Below are 16,501 nucleotides of genomic sequence, written 5' to 3'. Positions count from 1 at the left end.
GAAGGGGGAAAGCTAATCCAACCGGTAACAAAAAAGCCCCTGGCAAACGGGGCTGTTGGTGATCAAGGATCAATATGACTTCGCATACAGTGCCCAGGATTTGGTGGGCTGACCTGTAAATAAGCAGGTGGCTGCAACCTGGGGTTGAGCGAGTGGAATGCATCGAACTGTTACACCCAATTCGCTGATGGATTTTTCAACTTTCTCGTCATCAATGAAGGGGGCGAGAACGAATATATTGAGTTTGTCCTTGCGTTGGAAGGCTTTTATAAAATTGTCGAGTGTAGTAATTGTTTTGGTGTTGTCCGACAGTTTTTTTCTGGCACTTTCAAGTATGCCTGTCTGAATAGTCTGCAAGGTTTTTGGCAGGTCTTTAACAAAGCTATTCATCTCTACTTCTAACGTGTTCTTGCTGTTGTCTCTGCAGGAATAAGAAATCATGTTCTGTTCCAGCTCTTTTATCCCGACTTCGACCCGAACAGGTACACCGCGCTTGATGTGATACCACTTTTTTTCGCCGCCATTCATGTCCCGCTTATCAACGCTGGCACGCAGGTTTTGCCCCTTCAGTTTTTTTTGGGAGATCCGCTTTTGCAACTTGTCGCAGTAAGCATGGATGGCTTCGGCATCCTGTTCACTACGTATGATCGGAACAATGATGACCTGCGTCGGTGCAACCAACGGTGGAATCACCAGTCCGTCGTCATCGCCATGGGCCATGATCATGGCACCAATCAAACGCGTGGAAACGCCCCATGAAGTGGTCCAGGCCAGCTCTTTTACCCCCTCCTTGTTAACAAAGCGGATGTCGGATGCCTGCGCAAAATTTTGCCCCAGAAAATGTGAGGTGCCCGCTTGCAAGGCCTTGCCATCCTGCATCATCGCCTCGATGGTGTAGGTGCTGACGGCGCCCGGAAAACGCTCCCAAGAGCACTTTTCGCCCTTGATTACTGGTATGGCCAAGTTCTCGACAGTAAACCGCTCATAGATATCCAGCATTTTAAGCGTCTCGTCTAAGGCCTCTTCACTGGAACTGTGAACAGTGTGGCCTTCCTGCCACAGGAATTCTGAGGTTCGCAGGAAGATCCTAGGGCGCATTTCCCAGCGCAGGACGTTGGCCCACTGGTTGATGAGTAGCGGCAGATCCCGATAACTCTGAACCCATCTTGAAAAGGATGCACCGATCACCGTTTCGCTGGTAGGCCTGATGATCAAAGGCTCTTCCAGTTCGCCAGCAGGAGTGAGTTTTCCATTTGCTGTCTGTTCCAGGCGGTGATGGGTTACGACTGCGCACTCCTTGGCAAAACCATCGACATGGTCTGCTTCTTTTTGGAGAAAGGATAATGGGATCAAAAGTGGGAAATATGCGTTCAAATGGCCTGTATTTTTGAATTTTTGATCCAGCTCTCGTTGAATCTGCTCCCATATGCCATAGCCCCAAGGACGAATGACCATGCAACCTCTAACGGGAGAGTTTTCCGCTAGTTCAGACTGGCTGATGACTTGTTGATACCATTCGGAAAAGTTTTCACTTCTTGTGGGTGATATAGCGTTTTTCATAATGCCCCGGTTTTTCAAAGACAGCGTGTGATTTGAGATTGGTATTTTGTGGGTATATGTATATTTTTTGAGGTGTGAAATTTCAAGGGTTCATATCTTTTTGTTTGATCTTTCAGAAAATTCTTTCAGACAGATCCATTTTTTTGTAAGGCTCTTTCATTTTCTTTGCGACATTTGAATACAGTAAACGTTGCTTGACGACATCATCGGTTTGCGCAACCACGGCACCATCCAGATCGGCGACACCCTCAGTGAAGGCGAAACCCTGGGCTTGACCGGGATCCCGCACTTCGCTTCGGAACTATTCCGTCGCGTACGCTTGAAGGATCCGCTGAAATCCAAGCAGCTGAGCCGGTGTCTGCACCAATTGGCCGAAGATAGCGCGACGCAGGTTCTCTTCCCGGAGCGCAGCAATGACATCATCCTCGGCGCCGTTGGTGTGCTGCAGTTCGATGTGGTCGCCAGCCGCCTTAAAGAGCAATACAAGGTCGAGTGCTCCTACGAGCTGATCACCGCGTACTCCGCGCGTTGGATCGAATGCAGCGACGAGAAGAAGCTCGAGGAGTTCTCCAACAAAGCCGTGGAAAACCTGGCACTGGATGGCGGCGGTCACTTAACCTACCTCGCCCCGACGCCGTTAACCTGGCGTTGATGGAAGAGCGCTGGCCGGATATCAAATTCCGCGCGAAGCGTGAGCAACACTAAGCGCTGAGCTGCAAAGCAAAAAATCCAGTCGCGCACGCACCGGGGCTTTTTATTGGTGTGCCAGGTATGGCGCGTTGCTCACAAGCGCAACCAGGTTGGCTGTGGTGGCCTCGCTGGTGACTTGGAGGTAAAAGTCCTCTACACACACCCAGCAGGGGGTATTGTTAGCCAGAGGCGGGGTGTCGCTATGTACGGTGGTGTGAGAGGACGGCGGTTGTGAAACCGCCTCCTACTAGATTCTCGCATCAGGTCACTGCGTGTCAGCTTTCTCAAACCCTCGCTGCTCAATCACGCTAAAAATGTCGCGCACATCCTGCAGCAGGATTCGGCTGATGTTTGTCACGGTGTTGACGTCGTTTTCGGCGTAGTCGGGGAGGCTGGTGCAGGCCATGAGGTTGAGGTACTGGAGGACGGCGTTGAGGCGTTCGCTGACGCAGTTGTGCAGTTCGCGGATGGGGGCCTGGTTGTCGATGAGGAGGACGGGGTAGTCGGTGGCGATCTGTTTCATGGGGATGAAGCGGCGTGGCGGGCTTTGAGTTGACATGGTGAGAATCCTTGGAAAAGTGGAATCGCCACCGTTTTGCTGCGAAACAAAATTGGGTGGCAGCTATGCACGGGTTCGCAGACCGGGGGATTACCACCATGTCCCGGCAGACCCGAAGGTCTCCCGTGCATAACCGCCATAAATCTCGCTCAGCCGGGAGCCGGCCGTGCCTGACGGAACAGGGTGGGTATCTTAAAGGCTGCGAAACCTATCGCCAACCAATGCCAGCGACGCGCCAACTCTAGGCATCGATTCCGGCTGCCGCAACCGACCTGTAGGACGCCAAATGCCCATTGTGGCGAGGGAGCTTGCTCCCGTCCGGTGGCATAGCCGCCGTAATTCCGGGCACTCGGATTTGTCTTAGGAAATGGGCTAGCTGGGTTTGGGGCCGCTTCGCAGCCCAGCGGGAGCAAGCTCCCTCGCCACAAAGAGATCATTCCTACGAATTTTGCAGACCTCCAGATGGAACGTTCGTCGGATGTCAGGTTGCTATCAGTGCAATTGCCTCCCGATCTCATCACGGCTGCTACGCTTGGTCGTTGCAGCGCCCGAGCCCGTTCCCGGCTCAGGTTGCAAGGGTATCCACGGAAGTACGACATCTATTCCTGTCGGCGACCTGCACGGAGGCAGGCGATGGTGATCAATCGGATGGTCGATTCGAGTGCGGCTGAAGTTCCCGAGCCCCTCGATCGTGAAGAGAGGGAGCGGGTGCTGGCGTCGTTGCTGGCCAGCCCCTTGTTTGCCAAGTCCAGGCGGATGGGCAGTCTGCTGCGTTTTCTGGTCGAGCACGATCTGCAATCTTCGAGTACGCCTCTGACCGAGCACGCCATCGGCATCGCGGTGTTTCGGCGTGATCCGGCGGTGTATTGCACCGGTGATGACCCCGTGGTGCGGGTGCAAGTTGGAAGGTTGCGGCGCAAGCTCGCCGCGCATTACGCCACCCATGGCCAGCAAGACCCGGTGCGCTTGAGCATTCCGCCTGGCTGTTATCGTCTGGTGTATCAGCGGCTGCGGCCCAAGGGGATTGGCGCTCGCCACCCTGTGCTGCAGATTCAGCCGTTTACCTGCATCACCCGCGATGGCGATGACTTCACCCGGGGATTGTGCGAGGAGTTGAGCTGTCGGTTGTTCGAGTCGTTCGAGCAGGCGCAGACCGGGAGCAATCATGTGTTGATGCGGGTGGCGCGCAGCAGCGTGCAGGCAACGGACCCCAAGCGTGGCGGGCGTTACAGCTATTGTCTGGAAGGCAGCGTGCGGGTGGAACCGGCCCGGGTGCGGGCGTCGTTGCGGCTGGTGGATGTGGCGCAGGGCAGGATTCGCTGGTCGGCGCAATTTGATCGTAATCAGCCGTATGGCATTGCGACCCAGGAGGATCTGGCGGAGTCGATATGTCTGTCGCTGGCGGGGTATTTTGCCCGAGGGGCGTCTGACGAATAGGAGGGGCAACCGCGAGGTTGCCCCGGCGTGACGGTTATATGGTTTTCCATTCACCGCCTTCGTAAAGACGGGCGGCATCGTTAGCGAAGGTCAGGTCGATTTCGATCGACTTGGAGCGTGAGGTGCTGAACATGGTGCTGGTCTGCACGTTCTGTTCGAACCACACGAGGATGGTCTCGACGGGGGTCAGAACGGTATTGCCGGTGACCACTTGGTTAATGGCAACGTAGATGGGCGTGCTGACCTGATTGCCGTCAATGCCCGTGGACAATTGATTGACCCCTGGGTGAATGGGCGCGTAGTTGTTCACGAAGGTGAACGAGTCGGAAGGGCCACCCGTGGTTGCCGACCCCAGCAGGCCGGCGCTGTCGAGTATCGAGGTTTGTCCCAGGCCAATGTTGACGATGTTGGTCGAAACGTTGACTTGCACGTTGTCCTTGAAAACATTGGAGGCGAACAATTGATACTGGGGCGTCCAGCTGAACTGGTTGTTGCTCAGGTAGGCGTCATAGGACTGCCAGACCACGTTGTAGTCTTCGGTCCCCACTTTCTTGGCAAAGCACAACTTGTATTTGTTCTGTTTCAACAGGGTCAGGTCCGCTGAGGCGATCTCGATCGTGACGACTTTTTGCGTGGCCGCCAGGGTCGACGTCAACACCTTGGCATAGTCCGACGTTTTCAGTTGCGTAGCACCCATGATCGACTTGACGGCTTCTTGCACATCATTGTGAAGCTGCTGGCTCTGTTGGCTGACAGCAATTGATTTGCTCATGGTTTCCCTCTTCCTTGGTGGTGTGTTGGGCAATCAATGGGCCGCGGGCGATCAGCCCTGTCGATCCACTGAGGGCTTCACTCTAGGCGCAGGGGGCAGGGGGGCTAAGTGTCTTGGCGTTACAGGCGGGTAACGGGGTTGTATCAACGCGGGGCCTTGCAGGGTGAAACAGCGGGGCGGTTCGACCGCCCCACTGTGGTCTTCAGGCGGCCGAACTTTTGGCCGATGCGTCGGCCCAGACGAAGTTCCAGCTGGTGCGCTTGCCCTTGGCAATGTCGATCAGCTTGTTCTCATACACCGTGTGATTGACCGTGCCGGTGTAGGTCAGGGTGCGGGCGGCATTGTTCCCGGTCACCTCGCCCGGCTGGCCACCCGACTCGATCATGGCTTTTTTCATGTCGGTTTCCGACGGGGCACTGCTCTGGTTTTTTTCCACTTTGACGAAACTCATGATTTCACCTCTTCCGTGATGGGGGGATCGGCGCAGGGCGGGGCCGACAGCCCCATGGCCCTGAAAACCCGCCGAAGGCCCTACTGTATTGACCGGCCCGGCGGTGCAGAAGTGACAACATCGGCGTTGAGGTAACAAGCGGGAAACAGCGACGTATCAAGCGCGGTTCGGTTCAAAGGGGAAAAGCGTCATAGCCATCATTCATTCCATCGATACCCATCATTAAAAAACGCAAGTTCTGTTTTTCTGTCATCAGAGGAGGATAGGGTCATTGCAATCTCGCCCTTGAAGGAACCTGCGCGATGAGAATTTCGACTCTGTTGGCCGTCGTCGCCGTGCTGACCGGCAGCCTTGCCGCCACCGTACCGGCCGTGGCGGCTGATCCGTCCTGCCATTTCCTGCCGATCGCCGACAGCAGCGCCAATTTGCAGCAGGCGAAAACGGTGGCGGTGCTTTACAGCGAAAACACGCTCAACACGCAGCAATACCTCGAGAGCTATCACGCAGTGGCGGTCAAAGGGGCGAAAAATCCCGAGCTTGATTCGCGGATCAGCCAGGCGTTCGTCGACAGCTCCGATCCGCAGCGGGCGATCAATTGGTTGATGGGATCGTTGCAGAAAGAATTCGCTTCGGTGACGGTCTATGACAGCCTCGATGCGGCGGTGCAGGCCCATCCGGATGTGGTGGTGATGCTCGACACCTACAGCCGCCTGGTGTCCAAGCGCAACGACCAGGTCGAGGCGCGGTTCATGGCCAAGTTCTACGACGCCAACCTGCAATACATCGGCCAGGCCGAAGGCTCGCGGGCACAGCAAATGCCGTCGGTGTGGGTGCATGGCAAAGCCGCGCCGCAGATTGCCGCGCAGATCAACCAGCAGACCGAGTTGCAAGTGAAGGCGCTGCAGCAGTTCGATACGTCGTTGAAGGCGCTGGTGACGGCTGGCAGCGCGGGTCATGTCGCAAGCAACCAGTGACCTACCAGCCTTTCACCCCGCTCATGTCCGGCAGTTTGTGCGCTATGCCTTTATGGCAGTCGATGCAAGTCGCTTCACCCTTGGCCAGTGACGTCGAGTGCATGGTCGCGGCGCGCTTGCTCTGGCGGGTGAAGTCCATGAATTCGAAGTTGTGGCAGTTGCGGCATTCGCGCGAATCGTTGGCCTTGAGCCTGGCCCATTCATGTTCGGCCAGTTCACGGCGCAGGTTGAGGAATTTGTCGCGGGTGTCGATGGTGCCGAACAGCTTGCCCCAGACTTCCTTCGACGCCTGCATCTTGCGTGCGATCTTGTGGGTCCACTCATGGGGGACGTGGCAGTCCGGGCAACTGGCGCGCACACCAGAACGGTTGGTGTAGTGGATGGTGTCCTGCAACTCGACGAACACGTTGTCGCGCATTTCATGGCAGGACACGCAGAACTTTTCGGTATTGGTCAATTCCAGCGCGGTGTTGAAACCGCCCCAGAAAATGATCCCGGCGATAAAGCCGCCCAGTGTCAGAAACCCCAGGCTGAAGTAAACGCTCGGCCGACAGAGGATGCCCCAGTAGTCCTTAAGCAGGGCGAACAGTGCTTTCATGGCGCCTCCTCAAGGTTTTTGCGCGGCGTTGGCATCGTCTTGCAGGATTTTGTCGATGGTCTCGAAGCTGTTGCCCACCAGCGGCAGCACCTCTTTTTGCGGTACGTGGCACTGGTTGCAGAAGTAGCGACGCGGTGAAACGGCCGCCAGCGCCTGACCGTCGCGGTCCATGTAGTGGGTGATGCTGATCATCGTCGCCTGGGTACGCGCGCTGTTGGCCCGGCTGTGACAGGACAGGCACTTGTTGCCGTTCATGTCGATCTGATAACCGCGAATACTGTGGGGGATGGTCGGCGGCTGGTCGGGGTAATTGCGTTCGCGCTTGAGGTCCTTGTTTTCATCGTTGGCAATCGGCGGGGCGGGCATGCTCTGGGTCAGGGTGCCACCGGGCCGCCGTCCATCCGGACCCGGCGCATCCAACGGGTAATTAACCTCGGCGGCTATGGCCGCAGTCATCAAGGCGAGCAAAACCAACGGCAGGATTCGAAAAGTCATGACGGTGCTCCTCAGGCCGCGCTGATCAACTCGATGCGGATGGCGCATTTCTTGTAGTCGGTCTGTTTGGAGATCGGGTCGGTGGCATCGAGCGTGACCTTGTTGATCAGCTTGTTGGCATCGAAGAACGGCACGAATACCAGACCTCGCGGAGGTTTGTTGCGCCTCGGGTTTCGATGCGCGCGCGGATTTCGCCGCGGCGGCTGATGAGTTTCACCTCACTGCCACGGCGCGCGTTCATGGCCTTGGCATCTTCGGGATGCATGTACACCAGCGCATCCGGCACGGCTTTGTACAGCTCCTCGACCCGCTGGGTCATGCTGCCAGTGTGCCAGTGTTCCAGGACGCGGCCGGTGCTCAGCCAGAACGGGTACTCGGCATCCGGGGCTTCGGCCGGCGGCTCGTAGGGCAGGGCGAAGATGATCGCCTTCTTGTCCGGGTAGCCGTAGAACTGCACGCCGCTGCCGGTCTCCACATAAGGGTCATAGCCCTCGCGGTAACGCCAGCGGGTTTCCTTGCCATCGACCACCGGCCAGCGCAGGCCGCGTTCGCTGTGATAACGGTCGAAGGCAGCCAGGTCATGGCCGTGGCCACGGCCGAAGCGGGCGTACTCTTCGAACAGCCCTTTTTGCAGGTAGAAACCGAAAGCCTTGGCTTCGTCGTTCTTGTAGCCGGCCTCGATTTGCCCGACCGGAAACTGGTCGACCTGGCCGTTCCTGAACAGCACGTCGAACAGGGTCTTGCCCTTGTATTCCGGCGACTTGGCCAGCAGCTCGGCGGGCCAGACTTCATCGATCTTGAAGCGTTTGGAAAACTCCACCAGTTGCCACAGGTCCGACCTGGCCTCACCCGGTGCACTCACCAATTGGTGCCAGAACTGTGTGCGGCGCTCGGCGTTGCCAAAGGCACCTTCCTTTTCCACCCACATGGCGCTGGGCAGGATCAGGTCGGCGGCCTGGGCGGACACGGTGGGGTAGACGTCCGAGACAATCACGAAGTTTTCCGGGTTGCGCCAGCCGGGCAGCGTTTCCTGCATGATGTTGGGACCTGCGTGCATGTTGTTGCTGGCCTGGGTCCAGTAGACGTTAAGCACGCCGTCCTTGAGCATGCGGCTCTGTTGCACGGCGTGAAACCCGACTTTCTCCTGGATCGTGCCGGCGGGCAGTTTCCAGATCTGCTCCGCGGTGGCGCGGTGTTTCGGGTTGGTCACCACCAGGTCGGCGGGCAAGCGATGGGCGAAGGTGCCGACCTCCCGAGCAGTGCCACAAGCCGAGGGTTGGCCGGTCAACGAGAAGGGGCTGTTGCCCGGTTCGCTGATCTTGCCGGTGAGCAGGTGGATGTTGTAGATCAGGTTGTTGGCCCACACCCCGCGAGTGTGCTGGTTGAAACCCATGGTCCAGAACGACACGACCTTGCGTTTGGGATCGGCGTACAACTCGGCGAGGCTTTTGAGTCGTTCAGCCGGGACACCGGTCTCCTTGGCCGTGCGGTCCAGCGTGTAGGGTTTGACGAACGCGGCGAACTGCTCGAACGAAATGTCCGTCCAGGTATTGGCCTTGTCGGCATTCTTCGCCTGTTTTTCCCGTGGATCATCCGGCCGCAGACCGTAGCCGATGTCATCGGCACCCTGGGCAAAGCGCGTGTGCTGGCTGATGAAGTCTTTGTTGACCGCGCCGCTTTCGATGATGTGGTTGGCGATGTAGTTGAGGATCAGCAGATCGGTTTGCGGCTTGAACACCATGGGAATATCGGCGAGCTCGAAGCTGCGGTGTTCGAAGGTCGACAACACGGCGACTTTTACATGCGGGTAACTCAGGCGGCGGTCAGTGACACGACTCCAGAGGATCGGGTGCATCTCGGCCATGTTCGAGCCCCAGAGCACAAAGGCGTCGGTGGCTTCGATGTCGTCGTAGCAACCCATCGGCTCATCCATGCCGAAAGTGCGCATGAAGCCCATCACTGCCGAGGCCATGCAGTGGCGCGCATTGGGATCGATGTTGTTGCTGCGAAAGCCGGCCTTCATCAGCTTGTTGGCGGCGTAGCCTTCCCACACCGTCCATTGCCCGGAACCGAACATGCCGATCGACTCGGGGCCTTTACTCTTCAGGGCCTCCTTGAACTTCGCTTCCATGATGTCGAAGGCCTTGTCCCAACTGATCGGCTGGAACTCGCCCTGCTTGTCGAACTGACCGTTTTTCATGCGCAGCAGCGGCTGGGTCAAGCGGTCGACGCCGTACATGATCTTGGACAGGAAATAGCCCTTCACACAATTGAGCCCGCGATTGACCTCGGCCTTGACGTCGCCATGGGTGGCGACCACGCGATTGTCCCTGGTCGCGACCATCACGCTGCAACCGGTGCCGCAGAAGCGGCAGGGCGCCTTGTTCCAGTCCAGGGTGACCATGTCCGCTTCGGTCACCAGATTGCTGGCGGTGGTGAAAATCGGCAGGCCAGCGGCAGAAGCTGCAATGGCCGCGGCCTGGGCCTTGACGAATGCTCGACGCGACATGCTCATTCGACGTCTCCGGCGGAATCGAGGATTTCGTGATAGATCAACGCAGCGTTAAGTACGCCCGGCAGATTGTTGATCTGTTCGATGCGTTGCAGGATCTGGTTTTCGTGGGTGGTTTCAAGCACGACCACCAGTTTTCCGGCGGTACTTTCCTGATGCAGTTCCACGCCGTCCAATAGACGCAAGTTGGCTTTAACGGCTTCCAGTAATTCAGGTCGGGCAAGCACAACCAGGCTGGCGATGTGCAGGGCTTCGTCCATGCGCTGACTCCAACAGAGTATGGTCAGTTGGGTGGCCCGGGCGGGCCGTAGATCATTTGGAAAAACCAGATGATGAAACCGTAGCCACCAACGATGGCGACCGACAGCAACGGAAACAGGCAGACGACAAGGAACAGGAACAGCCGGGTTTCCTTGCGCCGCTGCAGTTTTTGTTCTTCAGCCAATGCCATGGCGTTCACTCCGCCGAACTTGCAATCAGACTAGTTCACGAAATTTTCCCGGGTTTAACGGCGTGAGCCTTATCGACCGACGGTAATTGGAGAATGCTTGGAGGAAGAGTGGGTTGTATTGCTTTAAATCAATAGTGCGTTAAGTTGTAAGTAACTTACTGATAAGCGTTATTATTTGAGAATGATTTAACGCTCGTTTAAGCACTGGTTTGCACAATGGTCAAACCGTCGCGCACCCGTGTCAGCGCAGCGGCGGCGACCACGGTTTTGCTGAAGCTCCACCAGGGCACCGCTGCATCGGGTTGTTCAGGCGTGAGGAGGGTGCCGTTCGATACAAGGGCAAAAAGCCTGAGGCGACTCTGCTGTCAGGAGGTCATGCAGAGTACTGGGTTTCTGCTGATCAGGTGTGCACCAGTGCAATGGTGAACGAGACCACGATCATGCAGGCAAACGCGAAATTGAGATTCATGAGGTATCCATCCGGAACATGAGTGACGGCGCCATTCTGAACAGGCCGATAAAAAATAAGAAATTCGCCTTCATGATTTGAAAGATCGAAAGAATTGATATCTGGCATTTTTTGCCGGGTTAGCCGGTTTGTGTTTGCCCTGTGTTTTGGCTAATCTCGCACAAACACGCAATTTCACGCATAAACAGGCAAGACCATGCACGACCACTCAGCCACTGAACTGCCGCATCTGCGCCGACAGAAAATCCTCCTGATCCTCGAACGCGATGGCAAGGTCATGGCTTCCGAGCTGAGCCAGCATTTCGCCGTCTCCGAAGACACCATTCGCCGCGACCTGTCAGAACTGGCCGGCGCCGGACTGGTTCAGCGGGTGCACGGTGGGGCGTTGCCGCGACCTAAAGATACTGGAAAGGACTACTTCACCCGCATCAGTGAAACCGATGAAGTGAAAACCCGTCTGGCGCAGTTGGCGGCCAGCCGGGTCGAAAACGGGCAGATCGTGATGTTCGACTCTGGCACCACCACCTTGCAGATCGCGCGGTCGCTGCCGTCGGACATTTGCATCACGGCGGTCACCGCGTCGCCGATGACGGCGATCACCTTGTCCGAATACAAGGGCATCAAGGTGATTCTGGCGGGGGGGCAACTCAATCCGGCGACGATGTCGGCCAGCGGGCATGAAACCCAGCGCCTGCTCGAAAGCATCAAGGCCGATCTGTTGTTCACCGGGGTGTGTGCCATTCACCCGCAAGTCGGCATCAGCTCCCTGCACTTTGATGAAGTGCCGGTGAAACAGGCGATGCTCGACAGTGCGTCCCACGTGATAGCGGTCACCACGGCGGACAAGTTGGGCGCGGTGGAGCCGTTCGTGGTCGCGCCGTGTTCGCGTTTGCACACGCTCATCACCGAGCGGCATGTAGCGTCGGGCAATGTCGAGGATTACCGCAGGCTGGGGATCGAGGTGGTGCAGGTGGAGGGGTGAGGACTTAATATCTGTGGTCACCCCAATCCCCCTGTGGGAGCGAGCCTGCTCGCGAAGGCGGTGTATCTGCCCATACACCTCTTGAGGCTGCTGGCCTCTTCGCGAGCAGGCTCGCTCCCACAGTTGAAACGCATTCCATCGTGGGACCTCAGCGCAACCGCTCCAGCATCTGGTAGTACCACATGCCCGCCGCCAGCATCGGGTTGCCCAGCAGGTCGCCCATGGGCACACGGATGTGCTGGCAGGCGGCGAAGGTGTCGAACTGCTGCAGTTGCCCGGTGATCGCCCGGCCCATGATTTCGCCCATGATGTGCGTGGTGGCGATGCCGTGGCCGGAGTAGCCCTGGCAATACCACACGTTGTCCGACAGCTTGCCCAGTTGCGGGATGCGGTTGATGACAATGCCCATCGCGCAGCTCCACTGGTAGTCGATGGCCACGCCTTTGAGCGCCGGGAACGTCTGCTCGATGCACGGGCGCAGTTCGGCGGCGATGTCGCGTGAATCCTTGCCGCTGTAGTTGGCGCCACCACCGAACAGCAGGCGGCCGTCGGCGGTCAGGCGATAGTAGTCGAGCACGAAGCGACAGTCGTACACGGCCAGGTCTTCGGGGTTGATCTGCCTGGCCAGGTCACCCAGTGGCGCGGTGGTGACGATGCCGCCCATGGCCGGGAAGATCTTGCCCTTGAGCTGGCCCGGTTCCAGTGTGTGGTAGACGTCGCCGGCCAGCAGCACCTGATCGGCGTCGATGCGACCGTGGGCGGTGCGCACACCCGGCGTGTCGCCGTGAATGATCTCCAACACTTCGCTGTTTTCGAAGATCAGCGCGCCAAGACTTTCCGCGGCCCGTGCTTCACCGATGCATAGGTTCAGCGGGTGCAGGTGCATGTTGCGGGTGTTCTTGATGGCGCCGTGGTAGAGATCGCTTTGCAGCAGGTCACGCACCTGGCTGCGGTCGAGCAGGCTGACCTCATCGCCCATGCCACGCCGCACCGCCTCGTCGTAATCCTTGCGCAAGTCGTCCATGTGGCTGGGCTTGTACGCCGCATGCAGGTGGCCGTGCTTAAGGTCGCAGGCAATGCCGTATTTCTCCACCCGCTGCCGGATGATCTGGTGCCCGCGCCAGCGCAGGTGCCAGATGAAATCATCGACCTCATCGCCGAGGGTGCGGCGCATCTGTTTGCGCATCGCTTCGTCGCCCGACAGGCTGCCGGTGACCTGGCCACCGTTGCGCCCGGTGGCACCCCAGCCGATCTTATGGCTTTCGACGATGGCCACTTTCAGGCCTTTTTCCGCCAGCTCGACGGCCGTGGCGACGCCGGTGAAACCGCCGCCGATGATCACTACGTCAACCCGGTGCCGGTCTTGCAGGGTCGGGTAGTCGGTGTCCTGGTTGAGGGTGGCGGTGTAGTAGGAGTGGGTGCGTTGGGTCATGACAATGTCCTGGCAAAAGGGTGGAGTGAAGCTGGCGCCGCTCCTTGTGGGAGCGAGCCTGCTCGCGAAGAGGCCGGTACATTCAGCACTTTTGGTGACTGACATGCCGCATTCGCGAGCAGGCTCGCTCCCACAGGGAGGGGCTGCGGATGGCGACTGGTTTACGCCTCAGTCAGATACCAACGCCAATCCTGCTCTCCCACTTCAGCCATGAACTGCCGATACTCGGCACGCTTGACCGCCAGATACACCCCCAGAAACTCCTGCCCCAACGCATCCCGCGCCCATACTGAGTTTTCCAGCGCCGTCAGCGACGTCAGCCAATCGGTCGGCAGCAGCTGCGTGGCTTGCGCATAGCCGTTGCCTTCGACCGGTTCGCCCGGATCCAGGTCTTCGCGGATGCCCCGGTGGATGCCGGCCAGAATCGCTGCCGCCGCCAGATACGGGTTGGCATCGGCGCCGCAGATGCGGTGTTCGATGTGCCGGCTGTTGGCCGGGCCACCCGGTACGCGCAGGCTGACGGTGCGGTTATCGACACCCCAGGTCGGCGCCAGGGGCGCATAGCTGTTGGCCTGGAAACGCCGGTAGGAGTTGGCGTTGGGGCAGAACAGCAGCAGCGAATCGAGCAAGGAGGCGAGCATGCCGCCGATGGCCGTGCGCAGCAGCGGGGTACCCGCGGGGTCTTCGGCGGCGAAGAGGTTGCGGCCCTCGGCATCGGCGATGCTGACGTGCATGTGCATGCCGGTGCCTGCCAGATGATCGAAGGGTTTGGCCATGAACGTGGCCTGCATGCCGTGCTTGTGGGCGATGGCTTTGACCAGTCGCTTGTAGCGCACGGCCTGGTCCATCGCGAGCAAGGCATCGCCGTGTTCCAGGGTGATTTCCACCTGGCCCGGGGCGTATTCGGAAATCGCCGTGCGCGCCGGAATGTCGTGGAGTTTGCATGCCGCGTAGAGGTCGGCGAGGAACGGTTCGATCTGCTCCAGTTCGCGCAGGCCATAGACCTGGGTGTGTCTCGGTCGACCACCATCCGCATCCAGCGCTGGTTGCGGGCGACCGAGGTGGTCGCGCTTGGCATCGAGCAAATAGAACTCCAGCTCGCAGGCCATCACCGGGTGATAACCCTGCGCCTTCAGGCCTTCGATCACCTTGATCAACAGGTGGCGCGGGTCGGCAATGCTCGCCGGCATGCCTTCCTGCGGGTGCATGCTGACTTGCACTGCGGCGGTCGGAATCTGCCGCCATGGCAAGCGCACCAGGCTGCCTTCGAGCGGGTAGGCGCGGCAGTCAATATCACCCACATCCCAGACCAGCCCGGAGTTTTCCACGTCGTCGCCCTGCAAGGTCAGGCCGAGGATGGTGCTGGGCAGCGGACGACCGCTTTCGTACACCGCCAGCAGTTCTTCGCGGTGCAGCAGCTTGCCGCGCGGCACACCGTTGGCATCGAGGATGAACAGCTCGATCATGTCGATATCGGGGTTGTTCGCCAGAAAGCTCCGGGCGTCTTCAAGGGCTGCGAATTTCATTGTTCGTCACTCACGTTGGCGCCACGCAGGCGCACGGATTCAGGCCAGGGCACGGTGACGGGTACAAGCCCGGAGCGTGCTGGCAGCGATAGCGAATAGAGGGGGCCTCGATGCGTTGAAAACGCGATCAGGCGCGCAGGGTGCTATCCGGCGGACGTGCGGAGTGACGCAGTTTTGAGCGGCGCAGGGCCATGGGGAGGTTGACGATGCGTTTCATGAGGCAATGCCGTCCACGGCCAACAGCGAGGTGGCCTGAGTCGAGACGTGGTGCTCTGACGGCGAAGTGCGCATGACTCATGTTTCCAGCAGCGGAAAACGTCGGAGGCCGATAACAAGCCATCCGGGGGTGACTGGATACTAGGGGGGAAAGGGACGCCTGTAAATGTTTGTTTCGGTTCATAACCTGGCCACTGGGCTGCCTTGTCCTCGTACAGTCAGCGTTAAGTGGCCCGTGTCAATGTTTATATAAAATCGATGGTTCCTTAATGCTTCGGCGCAAATAACAGTCGTGCTTGGGCGAAACATTTCTCGGCAATCGCTGAACGCGGTTCGGTCTTGCGCATGACCAGGCCCAGAGGCGCAAGCACGCTGGCGTCCGGCAGGTCGATGAACGCCAGGTGTTCGATGGGCTCTTCCAGGCCGCTGTCCAGCGGCATGATCGCGCAGCAAAAGCCTTCATGGATCGCCTGGAGCAACTGGTAAGTCGAATCGCTTTCGAGGATCGGCTGCGGGTTGAGGCCACGGCTGCGGAAACTCAAATCGATGGATTTGCGGTAGTGCATACCGTTACTGATCATCCCCAGCGGCAATTCGGCGGCGTCTTCCCAGCTCATTTGCGGGCCGTCGAAATGGAAGTGCCGGGTGTCATGCAAAAGGCCGACGCGGGTCTCGCCGATCTCGAAAAACTCGAAGTAATTCGGGTTGACGTGATCGAGGTAGCACACCCCCAGGTCCAGTTGGTTGTTGCCCAGGCTTTCGATGATCTGATCGGAACTCAGGGAAGACAGGCTGAATTTGAGCTCCGGAAAGCTGTGGGACAGGCCCTTGATGTAGCTCACGGGGTTGAAGCTGCTCAGCGGCACCAGGCCCATGCGCAAGTTACCGACCAGTTGGCCACGGCACGCGGCGGCTTCGGCGAACAACCCGTCGTGGGCGGCCAGCAGGGTCCGGGCCCAGGCCAGCACGCGCTCGCCGGCTTCGGTGAAACCTTCGAACCGCTGGCCACGGGTGACCAGCACCAGGTCCAGTTCATCCTCCAGGTTGCGCAGACGCATCGACAGGGTCGGCTGGGTGATGTGGCAGCGCGCGGCGGCCTGGCCGAAATGACGGGTCTGCTCCAGGGCGATCAGGAACTTGAGTTGTTTGATGTCCATGACGGCACCTGCTGACGGAGGATAGGAGAGGTAAGTATTGACTCGGGTGGGCAGGACACAAGGTTCGTGGACGATCTCATTGTCGTGGGCGAGCGTCCAATCACTGTTGTTTACGGGGTTATCGATCAGCTCTATTGCGGACTCGATGGCCCTGTGGGAGCGAGCCTGAACTGGCCTAATAATCCCGGACACCTCTTTAGGGCGATATGATTCGCCCATT

At 58.6% G+C, this 16,501-nt stretch carries 14 protein-coding genes and 2 pseudogenes; 4 read left to right on the top strand and 12 right to left on the bottom strand.

Annotation, left to right across the window (positions count from 1 at the left end; all coding sequences use genetic code 11):
- Positions 1–69 precede the first annotated feature (69 nt).
- On the bottom strand, positions 70–1,560 hold the full coding sequence (gene proS, locus ACW9HW_RS14665; RefSeq protein ID WP_457400482.1) for a proline--tRNA ligase: 1,491 nt from the start codon (positions 1,558–1,560) through the stop codon (positions 70–72).
- A gap of 199 nt (positions 1,561–1,759) precedes the next feature.
- Between proS and prfC the strand changes: the two are divergent.
- Positions 1,760–2,265 (top strand): annotated as a pseudogene (prfC, locus tag ACW9HW_RS14660) (peptide chain release factor 3); the annotation flags it as partial.
- Positions 2,266–2,515: 250 nt separating this feature from the next.
- Here prfC and ACW9HW_RS14655 read toward each other — a convergent pair.
- Positions 2,516–2,809, bottom strand: coding sequence for a fructose-bisphosphate aldolase (locus ACW9HW_RS14655; protein WP_457400480.1), 294 nt, complete (start codon positions 2,807–2,809; stop codon positions 2,516–2,518).
- 633 nt (positions 2,810–3,442) lie between these two features.
- Here ACW9HW_RS14655 and ACW9HW_RS14650 point away from each other — a divergent pair.
- Positions 3,443–4,246, top strand: a complete 804-nt coding sequence (locus tag ACW9HW_RS14650) for a hypothetical protein (RefSeq protein WP_457400478.1) — start codon at positions 3,443–3,445, stop codon at positions 4,244–4,246.
- A 34-nt stretch (positions 4,247–4,280) separates the two neighbouring features.
- Here the strand turns inward: ACW9HW_RS14650 and ACW9HW_RS14645 are convergent, their stop codons facing one another.
- The gene (locus ACW9HW_RS14645) at positions 4,281–5,018 is read right to left on the bottom strand and encodes a hypothetical protein (RefSeq protein ID WP_457400476.1); all 738 of its coding nucleotides are present in this window, start codon (positions 5,016–5,018) and stop codon (positions 4,281–4,283) included.
- A gap of 202 nt (positions 5,019–5,220) precedes the next feature.
- Positions 5,221–5,469: a hypothetical protein gene (locus ACW9HW_RS14640; RefSeq protein ID WP_095195090.1), complete on the bottom strand. Its 249-nt coding sequence runs from the start codon at positions 5,467–5,469 to the stop codon at positions 5,221–5,223.
- 302 nt (positions 5,470–5,771) lie between these two features.
- Between ACW9HW_RS14640 and ACW9HW_RS14635 the strand changes: the two genes are divergently transcribed.
- Positions 5,772–6,443, top strand: coding sequence for an ATPase (locus ACW9HW_RS14635; protein WP_457400474.1), 672 nt, complete (start codon positions 5,772–5,774; stop codon positions 6,441–6,443).
- Position 6,444: 1 nt separating this feature from the next.
- Here ACW9HW_RS14635 and ACW9HW_RS14630 read toward each other — a convergent pair whose 3' ends face one another.
- The 5 genes and pseudogenes from ACW9HW_RS14630 to napE all read right to left on the bottom strand — a co-directional run bounded on the left by ACW9HW_RS14630 (position 6,445) and on the right by napE (position 10,499).
- Entirely contained in the window at positions 6,445–7,041 is a 597-nt protein-coding gene (locus ACW9HW_RS14630) for a cytochrome c3 family protein (RefSeq protein ID WP_095195088.1), read from the bottom strand.
- Positions 7,042–7,050: 9 nt separating this feature from the next.
- A complete protein-coding gene (locus tag ACW9HW_RS14625; protein ID WP_095195087.1) occupies positions 7,051–7,536 on the bottom strand; it encodes a nitrate reductase cytochrome c-type subunit in 486 nt (161 codons plus the stop codon).
- A gap of 11 nt (positions 7,537–7,547) precedes the next feature.
- Positions 7,548–10,051, bottom strand: a pseudogene (gene napA / locus ACW9HW_RS14620) (nitrate reductase catalytic subunit NapA).
- Positions 10,048–10,308, bottom strand: a complete 261-nt coding sequence (locus ACW9HW_RS14615; RefSeq protein ID WP_457400471.1) for a chaperone NapD — start codon at positions 10,306–10,308, stop codon at positions 10,048–10,050. The pseudogene napA and the gene ACW9HW_RS14615 overlap by 4 nt, the downstream one beginning before the upstream one ends.
- Positions 10,309–10,331: 23 nt before the next feature.
- On the bottom strand, positions 10,332–10,499 hold the full coding sequence (gene napE, locus ACW9HW_RS14610) for a periplasmic nitrate reductase, NapE protein (RefSeq protein WP_207265096.1): 168 nt from the start codon (positions 10,497–10,499) through the stop codon (positions 10,332–10,334).
- A 665-nt stretch (positions 10,500–11,164) separates the two neighbouring features.
- Here napE and ACW9HW_RS14605 point away from each other — a divergent pair.
- Positions 11,165–11,950, top strand: coding sequence for a DeoR/GlpR family DNA-binding transcription regulator (locus ACW9HW_RS14605; protein WP_095195083.1), 786 nt, complete (start codon positions 11,165–11,167; stop codon positions 11,948–11,950).
- A gap of 148 nt (positions 11,951–12,098) precedes the next feature.
- Here ACW9HW_RS14605 and ACW9HW_RS14600 read toward each other — a convergent pair whose 3' ends face one another.
- The 3 genes from ACW9HW_RS14600 to ACW9HW_RS14590 form a co-directional block, all read right to left on the bottom strand.
- A complete protein-coding gene (locus ACW9HW_RS14600; protein ID WP_457400469.1) occupies positions 12,099–13,382 on the bottom strand; it encodes an NAD(P)/FAD-dependent oxidoreductase in 1,284 nt (427 codons plus the stop codon).
- A gap of 161 nt (positions 13,383–13,543) precedes the next feature.
- Complete coding sequence (locus tag ACW9HW_RS14595; RefSeq protein WP_095195081.1) at positions 13,544–14,908, bottom strand: glutamine synthetase family protein; 1,365 nt, start codon at positions 14,906–14,908, stop codon at positions 13,544–13,546.
- A 482-nt stretch (positions 14,909–15,390) separates the two neighbouring features.
- Positions 15,391–16,281 carry a LysR family transcriptional regulator gene (locus tag ACW9HW_RS14590; RefSeq protein WP_095195080.1) on the bottom strand — a complete coding sequence of 297 codons (891 nt, stop codon included), beginning with the start codon at positions 16,279–16,281 and terminating at the stop codon, positions 15,391–15,393.
- Positions 16,282–16,501: the final 220 nt, after the last annotated feature.

It is taken from the genome of Pseudomonas sp. SDO5532_S415, from assembly GCF_054071155.1.
This window is presented reverse-complemented; position numbering and strand designations above follow the sequence as displayed.

Excerpts from the sequence above, each read along its gene's own strand:
- ACW9HW_RS14590 (WP_095195080.1), bottom strand. The coding sequence starts at position 16,281 with ATGGACATCAAACAACTCAAGTTCCTGATCGCCCTGGAGCAGACCCGT.
- napE (WP_207265096.1), bottom strand. The coding sequence starts at position 10,499 with ATGGCATTGGCTGAAGAACAAAAACTGCAGCGGCGCAAGGAAACCCGG.
- ACW9HW_RS14640 (WP_095195090.1), bottom strand. The coding sequence starts at position 5,469 with ATGAGTTTCGTCAAAGTGGAAAAAAACCAGAGCAGTGCCCCGTCGGAA.
- ACW9HW_RS14625 (WP_095195087.1), bottom strand. The coding sequence starts at position 7,536 with ATGACTTTTCGAATCCTGCCGTTGGTTTTGCTCGCCTTGATGACTGCG.
- ACW9HW_RS14655 (WP_457400480.1), bottom strand. The coding sequence starts at position 2,809 with ATGTCAACTCAAAGCCCGCCACGCCGCTTCATCCCCATGAAACAGATC.
- ACW9HW_RS14650 (WP_457400478.1), top strand. The coding sequence starts at position 3,443 with ATGGTGATCAATCGGATGGTCGATTCGAGTGCGGCTGAAGTTCCCGAG.
- ACW9HW_RS14645 (WP_457400476.1), bottom strand. The coding sequence starts at position 5,018 with ATGAGCAAATCAATTGCTGTCAGCCAACAGAGCCAGCAGCTTCACAAT.
- proS (WP_457400482.1), bottom strand. The coding sequence starts at position 1,560 with ATGAAAAACGCTATATCACCCACAAGAAGTGAAAACTTTTCCGAATGG.
- ACW9HW_RS14605 (WP_095195083.1), top strand. The coding sequence starts at position 11,165 with ATGCACGACCACTCAGCCACTGAACTGCCGCATCTGCGCCGACAGAAA.
- ACW9HW_RS14615 (WP_457400471.1), bottom strand. The coding sequence starts at position 10,308 with ATGGACGAAGCCCTGCACATCGCCAGCCTGGTTGTGCTTGCCCGACCT.
- ACW9HW_RS14635 (WP_457400474.1), top strand. The coding sequence starts at position 5,772 with ATGAGAATTTCGACTCTGTTGGCCGTCGTCGCCGTGCTGACCGGCAGC.
- ACW9HW_RS14600 (WP_457400469.1), bottom strand. The coding sequence starts at position 13,382 with ATGACCCAACGCACCCACTCCTACTACACCGCCACCCTCAACCAGGAC.
- ACW9HW_RS14630 (WP_095195088.1), bottom strand. The coding sequence starts at position 7,041 with ATGAAAGCACTGTTCGCCCTGCTTAAGGACTACTGGGGCATCCTCTGT.
- ACW9HW_RS14595 (WP_095195081.1), bottom strand. The coding sequence starts at position 14,908 with ATGAAATTCGCAGCCCTTGAAGACGCCCGGAGCTTTCTGGCGAACAAC.